Below are 17,536 nucleotides of genomic sequence, written 5' to 3' on the forward strand. Positions count from 1 at the left end.
GCGAGGTGGCGATGACCGACGACGGTCGAAACGCCCAACTGCGCGAGTTCGCCGAGGGCTGGGCGGCGGCCATCATCGACACCAGCTACGTGCCGATGTCGCGGCGGGAGATCGAGGACTTCCTGCTGGACCTGTCCGGCTCCCTGCTGAACGCGCTGCTCAGCGAGCCGTTCGACCCCGAGCCCGCGATCGCCGTCGGGGCCCGGCTGGTCAACGCGCACTTCACCGCGCCCGAGGCGCTCGGCCGCACGCTGCAACTGCTCGGCAGCGGCCTGGTGCAGTCCGCCGGGGTCTCCGGCGAGGACCGCCAACTGCTCGACCGGGTCGTCCAGCTGCTCGGCCGCCTCAGCACCGGCTACTCGGAGGCGCTGCGCGAGCGCACCTTCGAGGAGCAGGAGGTCATCAAGCAGGCCATGTGGCTGGCCACGGACGTCGCGCAGCGGCGGCTGCAGGACAGCGAGTCGCGGTTCCTCGCCGTGTTCGACTCGGCGCCCATCGGCCTGGCGATCGGCGACTTCGACTCCAACATCCTGGAGTCGAACCAGGCGCTGCAGGAGCTGCTCGGCTACAGCCGTGACGAGCTGAACGCGCTGACCGGCGCCGACATCCTGCACCCGGACGACATCCCGGACACGCTGCAGCGCTACGACCGGCTGTTCCGCGGCGAGTACCCGTCCTTCCGCAGCCGGCAGCGGCTGCTGAAGAAGGACGGCGACGTGCTGTGGGCCAACGTCACCGTGTCCGCGGTGCGCGACTCCACCGGCGTGGCCACGTATCAGGTGGCGATGGTCGAGGACGCCACCGAGCTGCACTACGCGAACCAGGCCATGGCCACGCTCGGCATGCAGGACCCGCTGACCGGCCTGCCGACCAGGACCGCGTTCATGGCCCGGCTGGACAGTGTGCTCGGGCGGGTGGACCGGCCGCGGCGGGTCGCGCTCTGCGTGTTCGGCATCGACGGTTTCGCCGCCATCAACGACGGGCTCGGCCCCGACGTCGGCGACGAGGTGCTGCTCAAGCTCGGCACCAAGCTCCGCTACCACGCCGAGGACAACAAGATGCTGGCCGCCCGGTTGGGCGGCGATGAGTTCGCTCTGCTGATCGAGGAGTCGGAGGGCACCCGGACCGTGACGCCGCTCGTCGAGGAGGCGATGCGGATGATCAACGAGCCGGTGACGGTGCTCGGGCACCGGCTGTCCGTGCACGCCAGCGTCGGCATCGTGGAGCGCGCGGTGGGTCGGGAGCAGCCGGCGGAGCTGCTGCGGGACGCCACGATGGCGCTGCACTGGGCCAAGCAGGGTGGCAAGGCGCAGTGGGCGCTGTTCGACTACCAGCGCTGCGAGCGGGACCGGGCGCAGCTGCAGCTCGCCCTGACCATGCCGGTCGCGTTGGACAACGGCGAGTTCACCGTCGTGTACCAACCGATCCGCGCCCTCAGCGACAACCGGCTCGTGGCCGTCGAGGCGCAGCTGGCGTGGGACCACCCCGAGTACGGAGTGTTGCCGCCGGCCGAGTTCCTGGCGCTGGCCGAGCGCACCGGGCTGGTGATGCGACTGTCCGAGTGGCTGCTGCTGGAGGTGTGCCGGCAGGCCCGCGAGTGGGAGCTGGAGTTCGGCGAGCGTGCCCCGGTCGTGAGCGTGAAGATGCCGCCGCGGCAGGCCCGCGACCCCGACTTCCTGCCGAACGTGCTGCGCGCGCTGGCCGACAGCGGCCTCGACGGCAACCTGCTGCGGCTGGAGCTGGAGCCGGAGGCGATCGACTGCGACGGCGACGAGCAGGAGGAGGACATGAGCCTGCTCGGCGAACGCGGCATCACCTTCAGCATCTCCGGCCTGTCGGGGCATCGGCCGGAATGCCTGGTGGTGCGGCCGCTGACCGTGCTCAAGAGCCGAGATCTGGTGGTGGCGCAGGTCAACGGCGAGCGGGAGACGATTCCGGCGACGGTCTCGTGGAACACCGTGTCGCTCGCGCACCAGATGGGCATGCAGGTGATCGCGGAGAACGTGGACACCCTGGACGATGTGGCGTGGCTGCGGGAGATCGGCGTGGACGCCGGCCAGGGCGTAGCGTTCGGGGAGCCGGGCGGCCCCGAGGACATCGGGCCGCTGATCACACGGTGACCGGCGTGCGGACCAGGTTCCGCGCGGCCGGCGCCAGCTTGCGCAGGCTCAGTCCCAGCGCCAGCATGCCCAGCGTCAACGCGGCCGTGAACACCGTGACGGCAACCCAGCCGCCGCCAGAGAAGGCAAGCCCGCCAACGGATCCTCCGACGCTGCTGCCGAGGTAGTAGCACAGCTGGTAGGCGGCGGCCGCCTGCGCGGGGTGCGTGGCGCGGGCGCTGACCCAGCCGCTGGCGACCGTGTGGCCGGCGAAGAACCCGGCCGTCACGAGCAGCAGGCCGATGACCACGAGCAGGAGGTCGTCGGAGAGCATCAGACCGAGGCCAGCGATGCTGACCAGTGCCGTCCCCCACAGCACCTGGCGTCGGCTGTAGCGGTCGACGAGCCGGCCGGCGACCGGGGAGCTGACCGTACCGGCGAGGTAGGCGACGGAGATCAGGCCGACGATCGCCTGCGACAGGCCGAACGGGGCGGCGGTGAGGCGGAAGCCGAGGTAGTTGTAGATCGTGACGAAGCTGCCCATCAGCAGCATGCCGATCAGGTAGAGGCGGACCAGGCCGCTGTCACGGAAGCAGCCGGCCAGCGTGTGCAGCTTGATCGGCTTTTGGCGGAAGTTCGCCGAAGATGGCATCACCGCACGGAACAGCAGCGCGCAGCCGAGCGAGGCAATGCCGACCACACCCACCGCCCACCGCCAGCCGCCGAGGTCGGTGACCAGGCCGGTGATCACGCGGCCGGCCATGCCGCCGATGCTGTTGCCGCCGATGTAGAGGCCGACGGCGAAGCCGAGCGATCCTCGGTGCACTTCCTCGGCGAGGTAGGCCATCGCGACCGCAGGCAGGCCGGCGACCGCCAGGCCCTGCAATGCCCGCAGCACCAACAGAATCGTGTAGTTCGGGCTGAATGCGACGGCGATCTGCAGCAAGGCGGTGCTGAACAGCGAAGCCGTCATCACCGGCATACGGCCCCACCGCTCGGAAAGCATGCTCAGCGGCACGATCGCGAGGGCGAGCATCCCGGTGGCGACGGAGATCGCCAGGCTGGACTCGGTCGGCGTGAGGCGGAAGTCCTGCGCGAACACCGGAAGCAGTGGCTGCACACAGTAGAGGACCATGAACGTGGCCAGCCCGGCGGCGAACAGACCGAGGTTGATGCGCCGGAATCCCTTGCTGCCACGGCGATGTGCTTGATCTTCGGGCGCTTGGATCACGGTCATGCACTGGAAGCTAGTTGCCGCTCGTTCATGCGTCCAATACAGGAATCGCGGGACTTCGATCCATAGGTGAATAGATTGACGGCGATGTGCGCGAACACCGTTGCCGCCACGGCAAGCGGGAACGCGCCTAGGGCGCCCCAGTACGGGAGGGTGCTCGCGATCGTGAGAAAGAACACCGACGACGTGAAGGCTCCGACCACGACCGAGCGCAGCGAGATGATCGCCGCCGGGCCGCCCGCGCCGTAATGCTCGTGTGCGGCGAACAATGCGGCGAACAAAGGAAAAGAGGCGACGAGGCCGATCGTTTTCGACCCGAGCATCGTGGCGGAGGCGAGCACCAACGTCGTCATGGCCGTGGCGACGACCATGCGCGCCGGCAACTCCCACTGCATCGGTAGAACCTCGCGTGGCGTCAGCGCCGGCCACGCCGCCAGCGTCGCCGCCAGGCCCGTTGGCACCAGGAATTCCAGCGCTGGCAAGGAAAAGTCGTGCCGGCTCAGGATGAGCGCGGCGATTCCGTAGCAGCAGACGGCGATCGCCAGCGCGATCGGCCAGCGGTGGGCGAGCGCCGTGCGGGCGTAGCCGAGGCAGAAGGCGGCGATCGCGAGTTGGCCGGACAGCGTCGCGATGGCGGTTTGGACGGCGAATGTCTCGCCCTCGCGGAGGGTCAGCAGGGTGAGCGAGGAGGCGGCGGTCAGCGGGAGGCCGACGAGGCGGCCGCCGAACAGTGTCGCCCAGCGGCGTTGGAGGAGGGTGGCGGCGACGATCAGAGCGGGTGTGAGGAGGAGTTTGAGCAGGTCGGGCCCCATGACCTCGAGCTTCTCAGTGATCCCGCCGCGTTTGTCGCGGAATTCGCGGCGGTATCGCAGTTTGCGCTGCGATGTTCTCGGTACATTGGCCGCATGACTTCGGAAGTCGCAGTGGACGCCGTCGACCGGGAGATCCTCGCCGTGCTCCTGCACGACGGCCGGATCACGTACCAGGAACTGGGCCGAGCCGTCCGGCTGAGCGCCAACGCCGTCGCCGACCGGGTACGACGGCTGCGACGGTCCGGGGTCCTGCGCGGTTACCGCGCGGACTTGGATTTCGCCGCGCTCGGGCGGCCGTTGGTGCTGGTCAGCGAGGTGCGGCTACGGGACGGCGTGTCCGGCGCCGAGTTCGAGCGGGGGCTGCGCGGGTTTCCGCAGATCTTCTCCGCCGCGCACGTCACCGGGGAGTACGACTACCAACTGCGGATGGCGTGCGTCGACACCGCCGAATTCGAGGAGTTGATCGAGCGGCTCAAGCGTGAGCACGGCGTCCGCGAGCTGCGAAGCCGGCTCGTGCTGCGGCAGATCCCGCTCGACCCGGCCGGTGTGTTGGAGATCACCTGAGGCGTTCGGGTGTATCCGGGACTTGACGTCGGGTGTATTGCGCGCCGTCCGGAGGGCGACGAGGAGCCGCCGGTCGGATACGGTGATCACAGTCACATGTCATTCCGGTCGCACTCAATGCCGAGGAGCTCCGTGGGATACGTCGACTCGTGGACGCAGCGCTACCGCGGCGTGGACCTGGGGCCCCACACCCTGTTGCTCGGTCGTCTGCTGGTGCGCAGACGAGCCGTGCAGCTCGGCGTCGCCCTGGTCGCCGCGGTGCTCGTCCTCCGGGTTGTGCAGTTCCTGCTCGGCTCCACGTCGCTGCTGTGGCCCGTGCTGCTCACCGCTCTCGTCTCGCTGGCCGCCGGCATCGCGCTGGTCGTCCAACGGCTCGGCGACCGCCGGATCGCCGCCGCCCAGCCCGAGCACGTCAACCGCCACGAGCCCGTCGACTTCGCCGCCATCGTCGGCCGCCGCACCCGGACCCTGCTGGCCGTCTCCTACGTCGGCGCCGCACTTCTCGGTTTCGCCGCACTTCTCACTAGCGACGACAGCGCGCAGGCCGTCGTTTTCCTCGTCGGCGTCGCACTGCTCGCCGCCGTCACCTACGCCTCGCTGCACAGCGCCCTCACCCGCGCCCCCATCGCCGTCGACCACGGCTCCCTGCAGGCCGACGAGCTGCTGCGCGTCAACGACGCCCGCCACGCCGCCCTCGCCTACCCCGTGCTGCTCGCCCTCGTGACGATGTCGTCGGCCTCCTCGATTTGGTTGTTAACTGTGTACACAGCTGTTTCGGTTGTGATCTCGGTTTTCGCGATGACTCACGAGCCGCTGACACCGAAGGTCCCGGTGGCCCGGTGATCCAGCTCGACACCGCGTCACCCGTTCCGCCGTACGAGCAGGTCAAGTCCCAGTTCGCCCGCCAGATCGCCGACCGGACCCTCGCCGTCGGCACCCGCTTGCCGACCGTCCGCCAGCTCGCCGCCGAACTCGGCCTCGCCGTCAACACCGTCGCCCGCGCCTACCGCGAGCTCGAGGAAGCAGGCCTCGTCCAGACCCGCGGCCGTGCCGGCACCTTCGTCAGCGCCGCCGGCGAACACAGCCTCCAACGCGCCCAGCAGGCCGCCCGCCAGTTCGCCGCCGCCACCGCCGACCTCGGCCTCTCCCCCGACGACCTTCTCCACATCGTCCGCGCCGCCCTCACCCCCACCCAGCCCAGCTGACCGCCCAACTCCCCAAATCCGACGAAGACCTCACCCTGCGCCGACAACCTCGACTGCGTCGGACAGCTGAAGTTCGGCGAACTAGTCGGCGCGGCCCGGCCAGGTGAGGGTGGCCAGGTCGCGGCCGGAGGAGCCCAGGTCAGGCACGAGGTCGGGGGAATGACCTAGGTCCCGTAGCGCGCGGTCGACCTCGGGGGCGGCGTCGGGCGGGAGGCAGAGTCGTCGGCGGGCGACATCCACTAGTTCGGCGAAGTTGGCGTACTCGGCCTCTGGAGGACGGCTCCAACGCGCGACGTCCGGGTGGATGCCGAGTTCGTCGAGGGCGGCGACGAGGTCGTCGACACCGGGGCCGTCAGGGCGGGCGATGCCGTGGAAGCGGCGCCACAGGGGGTTGAGCTCGGTAAGTGGGTGCCGGATGGCGACTTCGGCGGCGACGAGGTGACGGGCGTGGTCGGTGAGTGCGGCGACGAACGGTTCGAGGTCGGCGACGTTGTAGAGAACATTGCCGCAAATGACGATGTCGGCGATCGGCGCCTTGACGGCCGAGTCGGGCCACAGGCCTTCCATTCGTTCGAACGGCACGCCGATCTGGGCGGCCCGTGTGGCACAGGCGTCGAGCAGCGCGGAATCGGCGTCGACGGCGGTCAGGTGGGTGACACGGCCGGCGGCGGCAAGCGGCAGGCTGGTCGCGCCGGCGGCAGCACCGACATCGAGGACGGCGCCGGGTTCGGACAGCGCCGCCGATGCCCGGTGGAAGGTCGCGCCGATGGGATTCGCGATTTGGGCGTCCGCGCGACGGATGAACACCTGCCGGGGCAGCACCCACGGAGACTCCGCCACCCGATCGAGGATGTTCTGCGGAATCCGCCACTCACCGAGTGCCTGTCGCCAGTGCTCGACCGCCGTCACGACCATGGCAAGAGCATGGCGTTCGGCTGGGTGGCCGCGCGAGTTCCGACGAACTCGGCGCGACCGCCGGCGGTCATGAGAGAACCGGCACGTGGACGGCGCCGGCGGTCACCAGGTGACCGGCACGGCGACGATTCCGCCGCCCAACTGGTTGATGCGCAGCTTGAGCTCCTCGACGGGGACTGCGAGCCGCAGGGTGGGGATGCGGCGGAGCAGGGCGTCGAACACGATCTGGAGTTCGAGGCGGGCGAGGTTCGCGCCGATGCAGTAGCGGGAGCCGTGTCCGAAGGTGAGGTGCTGGTTGGGCGTACGCGCGATGTCGAAATGCACGGCATCGGCGAAAACGCGCTCGTCGTGGTTGGCGCCGCTGGAGGCGAGCAGCACCGCATCGCCGGCCGCGACCTTGGTGCCGGCGATGTCCATGTCCTCACGGGCGTAGCGGAGCAGGCCGCCACCGCCGGTCATGCTGCGGCGCAGGACTTCCTCGATGGCGGACGCGGCGAGCTTCTCGTCCTGGAGAAACGCCTCCCGCTGGCCGGGATTGGTCAGAAACAGCAGGGTGCCGATGTCGATCCGCACCATCGTGGTCTCGTGACCGGCGAAAAGCAGCCCGCTGCCCAGCAGCGCCAGTTCGTCGTCGCCGACCTGGTCGCCGTACTCGGCGACCAGGTCGCTGATCAGGTCGTCGCCGGGTTCGGTCCGCTTGCGGTGGATGAGCCCCTTCATATACGCACCGAGGTTTTCCCACCCGGCGGCCGAGCGGGCGCCGTCGGCGGTGTCGCCGACCGCGTCGGACCAGGCCCGAAAGTCGTCGCGGTCCTCGTACGGCACGCCGAGCAGGGCGCAGATGACCAGCACCGGCAGCGGCACGGAGAGTCGCTCGTGCAGGTCGACGGGGCCGCCGTCGGCCAGCAAGCCGTCGATGATCGTGTCGACGATCTGCTGGATGTGCGGCCGCATCACTCGCATTCGCCGAGGTGAGAACGCCGGCATGAGCATCGCTCGCATCATGGCGTGGTTGGCGTCCTCGTTGTCGTCGGCTATCGCACCGCTCATGATCACGGAGTTCGTCACGCGGGCGGCCTGCTCGGGATTCGGATGCGAACGCCCGAGTCGGGGGTCGGCGAACAGGTCGCGGACCTCGTCGTAGCGGGTGACCAGCCACGCCTCGTCGCCCATCTGCGTGCGCACACGCACGATCGGCCCTTCGGCCTGGAGCTCCAGCAGCTGCGGCGGCGGTTCGAGCACGCCGGCGCGCGCGAACGGCAACTGCGGCAAGTCGGTCATCGAATTCCCTCCCCAGGTAGGTATACTTCGAAATATACACATGCCTGTCAACATCTGCGGCCTGGTAGGACAGTGGCTGTGACGGAACAGCGCAGCGAACGACTGCCTCGAGCGCAGCGGCGGGAGCAGATCCTGGCCGCGGCGACCACGGCGTTCGCTCGGGCCGGGTTCGCCGCGACGAGCCTCGACGACGTCGCCCGTGAGGCCGGCATCAGCCGGATGATCGTGTACCGGCACTTCGACTCGAAGCGGGACCTCTACCAGGAAGCCCTGGAGCGGGTCGGCGACATGATCGGGGCGTCGACCAAGGGCGAGATCTCGCTCGACAGCCTGCGCGCGATCATCGCCACCGCCGCGGCCGAGCCGGACGGATTCCGCCTGCTGTTCCGCCACGCCGCCCGCGAGCCCGAGTTCAGCGCCGACATCGATACGATGCTGCGCGGCATGTCAGCCGCCACCTACGAGCAGATCGCGAGCCGAATCAGCGACCCGGTGTGGGCGAACTGGGCGGCCACCTGCATCCCGGTGGTGCTGGTGGAGGCGATCATGGCTTGGCTGGACGCCGGGCAGCCCGACCCGGAAAGCGCACCGGACCGGATCGCCCAGGTGATCCGCGGCGTGGTCGGAGCAGCCGGCCGCGTGAACGAGGTCGGCACGAATGCGGGCCAGGCGAATGGCACCGACACGAGTGCCGGCCAGGTGAACGCCGCCGCTATGGGGACTGGCCAGTCGAGCGGCGGCACGGGCACCGTCGATTAGCAACGGGGGCACGGATACCGGGCGCGCAAGCAACGCCGACTAGCAATGCCGGCGCGGATGCCGAACGCGCGAGCCGGCGGCACGCGGGTCCGACCGGGTGCCGGGCAAACCGGGTAAACGGCGACGGCCCTGCCTCGCTTAGGAGGCAGGGCCGTCGTCAGGACCGGGGGTCAGAGGGCGCGCCAGTCCAGGACGCCGTCGGCGAGGGCGTTGATCGTCGCCAGGAGGCCGAGGCGAGCCTTGCGGAGCTCGGGGTCCTCGGCCATGACGAGCACGTCGTCGAAGAAGGCGTTGACGGGACCGGTCAGCGGCGAGGCGATGCCGATGAACTCGGCGAGGCCGGTGGTGTCGGCGCCGAATTGGGCGGCGACCTTGTCGACGGTCTCGTGCAGGGCGATCTCGGCGGGCTCGACGAGCCGCGACGGGTCGTAGCCGGGCTCGGTGCCGGCCGGCACGATCCGCCGCACCCGCTGCAGCGCGGCGGCCAGGGCGGCGAAGTCGGCGTCGTCGCCGAGCCGCTCCAGCTCGGCCAGCGCGGCGTCGGCATCGGCGGGGGTGTCGGCAAGCGGCAGCACGGCCTGCACGAGGCGGTGCTCGTGGCCGGCGTCGAGCAACTGCTGCTCGTACCGGCGAACGCTGAACTCGTGGGCGTCGGCGAGCGCCGACTCGGGCACCTCGACGCCCTGCGCGGTCACCCGCTTCGCGGCGGCGGCCAGGCCCTGCTTCAACGTGATGGCCTTGAGCTGCGGGAACGCCCGAAGGATGCTGACGACGCCGAGCGTGGCGCGACGCAGCGCGAACGGGTCGGAGCTGCCGGTCGGGGTGGCGCCGATGGCGAACAGGCCGGCGAGCAGGTCGAGCCGGTCGGCCAGGGCGAGCAGCGCACCGGGCACGCTGGTCGGCAGCGCGCCGCCGGCGGTCCGCGGCTGCTCCATCTCCGCAAGCGCTTGCGCCACCTCGGCGGGCTCGCCGGCCCGCAGCGCGTACTCACGGGCCATGGTGCCGGCGAGGCTGGACAGCTCGATCACCATCTGCGTCGCCAGGTCGAACTTGGCCAGCTGACCGGCACGGTCCAGGGTGGCCCGCTCGGCGGCGGCGAGGCCGACGATGTCGGCCAAGTCGGCAGCCACGCCGGCGATGCGCTCGGCACGGTCGGCGACCGAGCCGAGCCGCTCCTCGAACGTCAGCTTGGCCAGCCCGGTCTTGTGCTGCTCGGGCGTCTTCTTCTGGTCGGCACGCCAGAAGAACGCGGCGTCCTCGTACCGGGCGCGCAGCACCGACTCGTAGCCGGCGCGCACCAGGTCGGCGTCGCACGAGCCGTTGGCGACGGCGACAAAATGCGGCAGCAGCTGGCCGTCCTTGCCGCGAACCGGCAGGTAGCGCTGGTGCTTGCGCATCACCGTGGTCAGGATCTGGCTCGGCAGCTCGAGGTATTCGGCGGCGAACGAACCGAGGATCGGGTTCGGCTGCTCGACCAGGTTGGTGACCTCGTCGACCAGGGCGCCCTCGCCCTCGAAGTCGACGGTGCCGCCGGCCTCGGCGGCCAACTCCGTCGCACGGGCGACGATCTGCTCGCGACGGACCGCACCCTCGAGCACGATGTCGTGGCCGGCGAGGAAGTCGACGTATCCGTCGGCCGAGGCGACCGCGACCTCAGGCTCCTCTGCCGTCCGGTGCACGCGCGTGTAGCGGCTGCTGGCCAGCGAGGACACGGCGACCGGCACGACGGTCTCGCCGAGCAGGGCGACCAGCCAGCGGACCGGCCGCGTGAACGACAGGCCGGCGTCGCGCCAGCGCATGTTCTTGTCGGCACGCAGCTCGGCGACGATCTGGCCGAGCAGCTCACTGAGCACCTCGACGGCACCGCGGCCGACGTCGGTCTTCACGACGCCGACGTGCTCGACGCCGTCCACGTCGATGCGCAGCAGCTCCTCGGGCGAGATACCCTGACCGCGGGCGAACCCCTGCGCGGCCTTGGTCGGGTTGCCGTCGGCGTCGAACGCCGCCGTCGCACGCGGACCGCGGACGGTGCGCTCGGCGTCGGGCTCACGCGGCTGCACGTCGTCAACCAGCAGCACGAGACGGCGCGGGGTGGCGTGCACGGTGATGTCGCCGTGGCCAAGTCGAGTGCCGGCGAGTTTGGTGGTCAGCGCCTCGCGGACCGCCTCGGCGCTGCGCACGACCTCAGCGTGCGGCAGCTCCTCGACGCCGATCTCGAACAGCAGCGTCGCTGGGGCGTCCACGGTCGGCAGCTCGGCCGGCAGCTGCGCGGCGGCGGGCGGCTCGACGACGCCGAGCGGGTGACCCATCTCCTCGCGGCGTTCCGCCCACAGCTGGGCGGCCTGCCTGGTCAGGGTGCGCATCTGCCCGAAGGCCTTGGCGCGCTCGGTGGTGCTGATCGCGCCACGGGCGTCCAGCACGTTGAACGCGTGGCTGCACTTGAGCACGTACACGTACGCGGGCACCGGCAGCCGCTCGTCGATCATGCGGCGGGCCTCGGTGGCGTACTCGTCGAACAGCCGCTGGTTGACCTGGATGTCGGCGTCGTCCAGGTAGTAGCGGCTCATCTCGTACTCGGACTGGCCGAACACCTCCCCGTAGGAGATGCCCGGGGCGTACGCGATGTCCTTGAAGTGGCCGACGCCCTGCAGCGCCATCAGGATGCGCTCGATGCCGTAGGTGATCTCCACCGACACCGGGTCCAGCGTCATGCCGCCGGCCTGCTGGAAGTAGGTGAACTGGGTGATCTCCAGCCCGTCCAGCCAGACCTCCCAGCCCAGGCCCCACGCGCCGAGCGCGGGCGAGGCCCAGTTGTCCTCGACGAACCGGATGTCGTGCGCGTGGATGTCGATGCCGAGCACTTCCAGGCTGCCCAGGTAGAGCTCCTGCGGGTTGCCCGGGTCCGGCTTGAGGATCACCTGGAACTGGGTGTGCGTCTGCAGCCGGTTCGGGTTCTCGCCGTACCGGGCGTCGTCGGGCCGCACGCTGGGCTCGACGTAGCCGACGTGCCACGGCTCGGGGCCGAGCACCCGCAGGGCGGTGGCGGGGTTGGCGGTACCGGCGCCGACCTCGGTGTTGAACGGCTGCACGACCATGCAGCCCCGGTCGGTCCAGTACTTCTGCAACGCGAGCAACGCGTCCTGCATCGTCAACACGGGTGAACCCTCTTGCCATCGGTCGCGGGCAACTTGAGCTGGCCGAACACGCACCAGAGACCCTCGATCCTAGGCGGTGACGGCGTGCGCCCCCGTCCCGGGTGTTCGGCGAAAACCGCCACCGGGCCGCCACGCTGTCCGTACCGTCGTCCAATCGTAAGTGAAAACGCTGTGAAGTGGCGAGCACTGGGGGTGACGCTGGCACTGGCCGCGTCGCTCGTGACGGTCACACAGCCCGCGATCGGCGCCACCGCGCCGATCGGCCGGGCGGCCGCATTCGTCGACGTCGTCGCGCACGAGGACGACGACATCCTGTTCATGAACCCCGACCTGGTCGGCGGCATCAGAGCCGGCGTGCCGGCCACGACGATCTTCCTGACGGCCGGCGAGAACGCCTTCAACGGCGCCCCCGGCAACGACCCGGACGATCCGTACTGTCCGCGGCTGCCCAACGACGGTGGCAATCACTTCGGCGAGCTCAGCCGTGAGCGGTACGCGCAGTGCCGCCAGCAGGCGGCCCGCGCGGCGTACGCGCAGATGGCCGGCGTGGCCGATGCTTGGGACGGCACCCTCGTGGACGTCTCCGGCGGCAACTTCGCCGAGCAGTACACACTGCGCGCGAAGCCGTCGATCAAGCTGGTGTTCCTCGACCTGCCCGAGGACGGCGACTCGGAAATCGGCGGTTCGCTGTACCACCTGTATTTCGACGACGAGCCGGGCTTCGCCACGGACACACTGGTGCCGACGGACGGCGTGGTCCAGCGGAGTTACCGCTACGACCGGGCGGACACGATCAACGCCCTCACGTCGCTCTACCAGCGGTTCGCGCCGACCGCGGTCCGCGTGCAGGACACCGATCCGGACGCGCGGGAGCAGATCGGCGCCTGGATCTTCCACGACCACACCGACCACGTGATGGCCGCGCGGCTGGCCTCGGAGGCGCTCGGCGACTACACGCGGCAGACCGGGTACGACCGGATCTCGCTGGAGGAGTTCCGCGACTACAACATCGGCGGCGCGCCGGTGAACCTCGCGCCGGGCCAGCGGTCGGACAAGAACGCGACGTTCCAGGCGTACAAGCCGTTGGACCCGGCGGTGTGGGAGGTCGACTCGCAGAACTACACGGACTGGACCGCCCGGATGTACTACCGCTGGCCGACGGGGACCAGTTGGGTCGGGCATGACCAGGACGGGCGGCTGGAGGCGTTCGCCGTGCGTGGCGGCAATCTGCTCGACTGGTCACAGACCTCGACGGGCTCGTGGACCGGGCCGGTCGACCTGGGCAATCCGGGCGGTCCGCTGGAGCCGGGGGTCGCCGTCGCGAACGAGCGTGACGACCGGCTCGACGTCTTCGCCCGCCGCGCGGACACCGCCGAGATCGTCGAACTGGGGCAGACGGCGCCCAATGGGGCCTGGGCGGCGCGATGGTCGTCGCTGGGCAATCCGAACACCGGCGACCCGGACGCCGAGCAGCAGGTCGGCACGCCCGTCACCGCGAAGAACGGGGACGGCCGGATCGAGGTGTTCGTGCGCAACGGCGGAGGCGGCGTGAGCACGTCGTTCCAGCAGGGCAGCGGCGGTGCCTTCGGAGCCTGGGTCGACCTCGGCGGCAGCGGCATCCAGGAGGACCCGGCCGCGGTGACGACGGACAGCGGCCGGATCGAGCTGTTCGCGAGCACCAAGACCGAGGTGCTGCACTGGTACCAGCCGTCGCCGAACAGCTCGTTCACGGTGGACTCTTCCTTCCCGGCCGGCACGCCAGCAAGCGCACCGACGGCCGCGATCGACCAAGACGGCCGGTTGTCGGTCTTCTACCGGCAAGCGGGTAGTGCGTCGGTCGAGGTGTCCGTGCAGGCGTCGCCGGACGGCGGGTGGAAGCCGTCGCCCGTGGTGCTCGGCGGGCAGGCCGGCGTCGGGCAGCCCGCGCTGGTCACCGCGCCGCCCAGTGTGGACGCCCGGGTGATGGTGTTCACCCGAAACGGGGGTGGCGGCGTGAGTTCGGCGCGGCAGACCTCGGCCAACGGCGGGTTCGGCGGCTGGTCCGATCTCGGCGGCCTGTTCGTCGGGCTGCCGACGGCGGCGGTGGACAACGCCGGTGTGGTGGTGCTGCTCGCCATGGGAGTTGGCGGTCAACTGGCCGTGAACAGGCAGACAGCCGCCGGCGGGGACGCCCCGTTCGGCGGCTGGCAGCTGGTCGGCAGTTAGCGCAGGCCCGCGAGCAACTCCCGGACGGCCTGCAGGCTGGCCCGCCACACGCCGGTGGCCAGGCTGACTCGGGCGACGCCCATGGCGCCAAGTTCGCTGATGGGCGGAGAGGTCGGCTTCAGCATGATGTTCACGGGGAAGTCGACCTGGCGGACGAACTCGGCGATGAGCTCCGGGTCGGCCAGCGCGATCGGGTAGACGCAGTCGGCGCCGGCGTCGCGGTAGCGCTTGGCCCGCTCGACGCCGTCGGCGAACACCTCGGCGTGCTTGTCCGGGTCGCCGGCGCGGATGAACGCGTCCACCCGGGCGTTGATGACCACCGGCACGCCGGCGGCGTCGGCTGCCTTGCGGATCCGCGTGAGGCGTTCGGTCTGCCACGCCAGTTCGCGGACACCGCCCGCGGTGTGGTCGGTGTCCTCGATGTTGATGCCGACCGCACCGGCTTCGAGCAGGGCGGTGACCAGCTGTTCGGCGTCGAGGCCGTAGCCCGCCTCGATGTCGGCGGTCACCGGCAGATCGACGGCGTTGGCGACCCGGCGGACGGCGGCGAACATCTCGTCGACCGGCGTCTTCTCCCCGTCCGGGAAGCCGAGGCTGTTGGCGACGGCGCTGCTCGACGTGGCGACGACCGGGAAGCCGGCCTCGGCGACCAGGCCGGCGGTCGCCGCGTCCCAGACATTCGGCAGCACCAGCGGGTTGCCCCGCTGGTGCAGGTCGCGCAGCGTCTTGGCGTGCGCGGCGAGCTGGCTCACTCCGCGCCGCCGAGCGCGGGCGGCTGGTTGCGGCTGATCACGCTGATCCGGTTCCACGCGTTGATGGTGGCGATCAGGGCGATGATCTGGGCCAGCTCCGCCTGGGAGAACTGCTTCTCGGCCTCGGCCCACGTCTCGTCGCTGACGCCGCCGTCGGCGAGCAGCGTGCCCTCCTCGGTCAGCGCGAGCGCCGCCCGCTCACGGGCGGTGTAGAAGGAGAGCTCGCGCCACGCCGGCAGCGCGTAGATGCGGCGCTCGTGCTCGCCGTGCTTGCGGGCGTCGGTGGCGTGCATGTCGATGCAGAAGCCACAGCCGTTGATCTGGGAGGCACGGATCTTGATCAGCTCGGCCAGGATGGGGTCGATGCCGTCGTGGGACGCCTTGCTCACCAGGAGCATGGCGCGGTAGCTGGCCGATGCCTCCTTGGCGACGTCGATCCGGGGCAGGTGGGTCACGTACTCGTCAGAACTCACGGTGACGACGCTAGTCCGGATCTGGTCCACTCGTATGATCCAGCTTGATGCCGAAATCATGGACCAGTGGCGGCTTCGAACTGCATCTCGACCTGGAGCCGGGGGTGGGTCGGCGGGCGGCGTTGGAGCGGTCGCTGCGGGAGGCCATCCGGTCGGGCCGGTTGGCGGCGGGGACCCAGCTGCCATCGTCCCGCGCGTTGGCGGCGGACCTCGGGTTGTCCCGTGGCACGGTCGTGCAGGCGTACGAGCAGCTGCTCGCCGAGGGATATCTGACGAGCCGGTCGCGGACGCACACCGAGGTGGCGGCCGTGCCGGGAGCTCGAGTTCGTACGCAATTGAGAAGTGCGACGAACTTCTCCGTGCCGTACGACCTGGCGCCCGGCAACCCGGATGTCAGTCAGTTCCCGCGGTCGACGTGGGCGTCGGCACTGCGGCACGCCGTCACGATCGCCGCCGACGAAGACCTGCGCTACGGCGATCCCCGTGGGCATCCCCAGCTGCGCCGCGCACTGGCGGACTACCTGGGACGCGTGCGCGGTGTGCGCATCAGTTCACAGGCAATTGTCGTGTGTACTGGGTTCACAAACGGTCTGCGGCTCATTGCCGCCGCATTGCGCGACCGTGGCGGTCGGGTGATGGCAGTCGAGGACTACGGCCTGCCGTTCCACGTCGACGCGATCGAACACGCCGGACTGCGGACGGAGACCGTCCGGCTGGACGACGACGGTCTCGTTGTCGACGAACTTCCGAATGCCGACGCTGTGCTGGTGACCGCCTCGCATCAGTTGCCGTGGGGCACGAGGCTGCACCCGGCTCGGCGCGGCGCGTTGGTCGACTGGGCGCGCGACAACAACGCGATCGTCGTCGAGGACGACTACGACGGCGAGTTCCGGTACGACCGGCAGCCGATCGGCGCGATCCAGGGGCTGGCCCCCGAGCACGTCATCTATGCGGGGACGGCGAGCAAGTCATTGGCGCCGGCGATGCGGATGGCCTGGCTGGCGGTGCCGGAACGACTCCTCGAGCCGATCGTCCAGATTCGGCTGCTGTCGGAGCGGCAGTGTCCGACGTTCGAGCAGCTGGCGCTCGCGCAGCTCGTCGACGGCGGAGGGCTCGACCGTCATCTTCGTCGAATGCGCACGCATTACCGGAAGCGGCGCGACTTCCTGCTCGACGCGCTGGCCACGTCCGTGCCGCAGGTCCGGCCGATCGGCATCGCCGCCGGCTTGCACGTCACATTGCTGCTTCCCGACGGAACGCGGGATGACGACATCCGGGCCGTGCTCGCCGACCACGGTGTCGGCGCGCACCCGCTGTCCGATTACGCACGGGCCGGGACGGCACCGCCCGGGCTGGTCATCGGGTACGCCACTCCCCCTGGCCATGCGTTCCCGGCCGCTGTGCAAGCGCTGGTCACGGCCCTGGCCAAACTGGTCTAGGCGGTGCGCTGGTACGGCAACGCGGTGGTCAGCGAGTGCCGGAACTCCTCGACGATGTCAGTGAACACGTGCTCGACGTCGGGATTGATGGACAATCCGCCCTCGGTGTCGACCTGGAGGTCCCGCTCCAGCAGGAAGTAACTCTGGATGACGTGTCGCGGCGCGAGGGACTGGATGACCGGGCGCAAGCCGTAGTCGAGGGCGAGCACGTGGGCGAGGCTGCCGCCGGTCGCCAGCGGCAACACCGTCTTCCCGGACAGGCCGAACTGCGGCAGCAGGTCGAGGAACACTTTCAGGAGCCCGGAGTAGGCGGCCTTATAAGTAGGTGTGGCCAGCACGACTCCGTCGGCATCGGCCAGGCTCGCCGCGGCGCGGGCGATGTCCGGTTCGGAAGTGTCAGCTGCGAGCAGCGGACCCGGCGGCAGGTCGCGCAGCCTCAGGTGTTCGGTGACCAGGCCGGCGGCGGCGAGCCGGTCCGCGACGTAATCGGCGACGCGGGCCGTCTTGGAGCTGCGCGACGGACTTCCGGAAATGACAACAACAGCGGGCATGACGGCTCCTGGGCTGTTGGTGGGCGAAAACGACAGTGCTGGTGGACGACGGCTCGGCCGACGAACGACCGGTCGACCGACGGGCGACTACT

General features: G+C 70.2%; 15 protein-coding genes. 7 read left to right on the forward strand and 8 right to left on the reverse strand.

Annotated elements, in window-relative coordinates:
• Window positions 1-11 precede the first annotated feature (11 nt).
• Window positions 12-2,120 carry a putative bifunctional diguanylate cyclase/phosphodiesterase gene (locus BJ998_RS10315; protein WP_184860646.1) on the forward strand — a complete coding sequence of 703 codons (2,109 nt, stop codon included), beginning with the start codon at window positions 12-14 and terminating at the stop codon, window positions 2,118-2,120.
• Here BJ998_RS10315 and BJ998_RS10320 read toward each other — a convergent pair.
• Together BJ998_RS10320 and BJ998_RS10325 are read right to left on the reverse strand one after the other, a co-directional pair.
• Window positions 2,110-3,336 carry an MFS transporter gene (locus BJ998_RS10320; RefSeq protein WP_184860648.1) on the reverse strand — a complete coding sequence of 409 codons (1,227 nt, stop codon included), beginning with the start codon at window positions 3,334-3,336 and terminating at the stop codon, window positions 2,110-2,112. The two genes, BJ998_RS10315 and BJ998_RS10320, sit on opposite strands and share 11 nt — an antisense overlap.
• Entirely contained in the window at window positions 3,333-4,145 is an 813-nt protein-coding gene (locus BJ998_RS10325; protein WP_184860650.1) for a hypothetical protein, read from the reverse strand. Before BJ998_RS10325 ends, BJ998_RS10320 begins: the two co-directional genes overlap by 4 nt.
• A gap of 93 nt (window positions 4,146-4,238) precedes the next feature.
• Between BJ998_RS10325 and BJ998_RS10330 the strand changes: the two genes are divergently transcribed.
• The 3 genes from BJ998_RS10330 to BJ998_RS10340 all read left to right on the forward strand — a co-directional run bounded on the left by BJ998_RS10330 (window position 4,239) and on the right by BJ998_RS10340 (window position 5,914).
• Window positions 4,239-4,709, forward strand: a complete 471-nt coding sequence (locus tag BJ998_RS10330; RefSeq protein ID WP_221337950.1) for an Lrp/AsnC family transcriptional regulator — start codon at window positions 4,239-4,241, stop codon at window positions 4,707-4,709.
• Window positions 4,710-4,841: 132 nt separating this feature from the next.
• Window positions 4,842-5,552, forward strand: coding sequence for a hypothetical protein (locus BJ998_RS10335; protein WP_184860652.1), 711 nt, complete (start codon window positions 4,842-4,844; stop codon window positions 5,550-5,552).
• The gene (locus BJ998_RS10340; protein ID WP_184860654.1) at window positions 5,549-5,914 is read left to right on the forward strand and encodes a GntR family transcriptional regulator; all 366 of its coding nucleotides are present in this window, start codon (window positions 5,549-5,551) and stop codon (window positions 5,912-5,914) included. The genes BJ998_RS10335 and BJ998_RS10340 overlap by 4 nt, the downstream gene beginning before the upstream one ends.
• Window positions 5,915-5,995: 81 nt before the next feature.
• Here the strand turns inward: BJ998_RS10340 and BJ998_RS10345 are convergent, their stop codons facing one another.
• Both BJ998_RS10345 and BJ998_RS10350 read right to left on the reverse strand, forming a co-directional pair.
• Window positions 5,996-6,829, reverse strand: a complete 834-nt coding sequence (locus BJ998_RS10345) for a class I SAM-dependent methyltransferase (protein ID WP_184860656.1) — start codon at window positions 6,827-6,829, stop codon at window positions 5,996-5,998.
• Between the two features lie 102 nt (window positions 6,830-6,931).
• Entirely contained in the window at window positions 6,932-8,110 is a 1,179-nt protein-coding gene (locus tag BJ998_RS10350) for a cytochrome P450 (RefSeq protein ID WP_184860658.1), read from the reverse strand.
• A 78-nt stretch (window positions 8,111-8,188) separates the two neighbouring features.
• On the opposite strand from BJ998_RS10350, the gene BJ998_RS10355 reads away from it, so the two are divergent.
• Window positions 8,189-8,869 (forward strand): TetR/AcrR family transcriptional regulator, encoded by a 681-nt coding sequence (locus BJ998_RS10355; protein WP_184860660.1) that lies wholly within the window; start codon window positions 8,189-8,191, stop codon window positions 8,867-8,869.
• Between the two features lie 170 nt (window positions 8,870-9,039).
• Here BJ998_RS10355 and BJ998_RS10360 read toward each other — a convergent pair whose 3' ends face one another.
• Complete coding sequence (locus tag BJ998_RS10360) at window positions 9,040-12,015, reverse strand: glycine--tRNA ligase (RefSeq protein ID WP_184868565.1); 2,976 nt, start codon at window positions 12,013-12,015, stop codon at window positions 9,040-9,042.
• A gap of 201 nt (window positions 12,016-12,216) precedes the next feature.
• Here BJ998_RS10360 and BJ998_RS10365 point away from each other — a divergent pair, with 201 nt between their 5' ends.
• A complete protein-coding gene (locus BJ998_RS10365) occupies window positions 12,217-14,229 on the forward strand; it encodes a DUF8189 domain-containing protein (protein ID WP_184860662.1) in 2,013 nt (670 codons plus the stop codon).
• On the opposite strand, the gene BJ998_RS10370 is transcribed toward BJ998_RS10365, so the two are convergent.
• Both BJ998_RS10370 and BJ998_RS10375 read right to left on the reverse strand, forming a co-directional pair.
• A complete protein-coding gene (locus BJ998_RS10370) occupies window positions 14,226-14,981 on the reverse strand; it encodes an isocitrate lyase/PEP mutase family protein (protein ID WP_376775993.1) in 756 nt (251 codons plus the stop codon). The two genes, BJ998_RS10365 and BJ998_RS10370, sit on opposite strands and share 4 nt — an antisense overlap.
• On the reverse strand, window positions 14,978-15,454 hold the full coding sequence (locus BJ998_RS10375; protein WP_312890030.1) for a carboxymuconolactone decarboxylase family protein: 477 nt from the start codon (window positions 15,452-15,454) through the stop codon (window positions 14,978-14,980). Before BJ998_RS10375 ends, BJ998_RS10370 begins: the two co-directional genes overlap by 4 nt.
• Before the next feature lie 47 nt (window positions 15,455-15,501).
• On the opposite strand from BJ998_RS10375, the gene pdxR reads away from it, so the two are divergent.
• A complete protein-coding gene (gene pdxR / locus BJ998_RS10380) occupies window positions 15,502-16,893 on the forward strand; it encodes a MocR-like pyridoxine biosynthesis transcription factor PdxR (protein ID WP_184860666.1) in 1,392 nt (463 codons plus the stop codon).
• On the opposite strand, the gene ssuE is transcribed toward pdxR, so the two are convergent.
• Entirely contained in the window at window positions 16,890-17,444 is a 555-nt protein-coding gene (gene ssuE, locus BJ998_RS10385; RefSeq protein ID WP_184860668.1) for an NADPH-dependent FMN reductase, read from the reverse strand. The genes pdxR and ssuE overlap by 4 nt on opposite strands.
• Between the last annotated feature and the right edge of the window lie 92 nt (window positions 17,445-17,536).

This window comes from Kutzneria kofuensis (genome assembly GCF_014203355.1).
GTDB classification, from domain to species: Bacteria; Actinomycetota; Actinomycetes; order Mycobacteriales; family Pseudonocardiaceae; genus Kutzneria; species Kutzneria kofuensis.

Excerpts from the sequence above, each read along its gene's own strand:
- BJ998_RS10320 (WP_184860648.1), bottom strand. The coding sequence starts at position 3,336 with ATGACCGTGATCCAAGCGCCCGAAGATCAAGCACATCGCCGTGGCAGC.
- BJ998_RS10315 (WP_184860646.1), top strand. The coding sequence starts at position 12 with ATGACCGACGACGGTCGAAACGCCCAACTGCGCGAGTTCGCCGAGGGC.
- BJ998_RS10345 (WP_184860656.1), bottom strand. The coding sequence starts at position 6,829 with ATGGTCGTGACGGCGGTCGAGCACTGGCGACAGGCACTCGGTGAGTGG.
- BJ998_RS10330 (WP_221337950.1), top strand. The coding sequence starts at position 4,239 with ATGACTTCGGAAGTCGCAGTGGACGCCGTCGACCGGGAGATCCTCGCC.
- pdxR (WP_184860666.1), top strand. The coding sequence starts at position 15,502 with ATGCCGAAATCATGGACCAGTGGCGGCTTCGAACTGCATCTCGACCTG.
- ssuE (WP_184860668.1), bottom strand. The coding sequence starts at position 17,444 with ATGCCCGCTGTTGTTGTCATTTCCGGAAGTCCGTCGCGCAGCTCCAAG.
- BJ998_RS10360 (WP_184868565.1), bottom strand. The coding sequence starts at position 12,015 with ATGCAGGACGCGTTGCTCGCGTTGCAGAAGTACTGGACCGACCGGGGC.
- BJ998_RS10325 (WP_184860650.1), bottom strand. The coding sequence starts at position 4,145 with ATGGGGCCCGACCTGCTCAAACTCCTCCTCACACCCGCTCTGATCGTC.
- BJ998_RS10350 (WP_184860658.1), bottom strand. The coding sequence starts at position 8,110 with ATGACCGACTTGCCGCAGTTGCCGTTCGCGCGCGCCGGCGTGCTCGAA.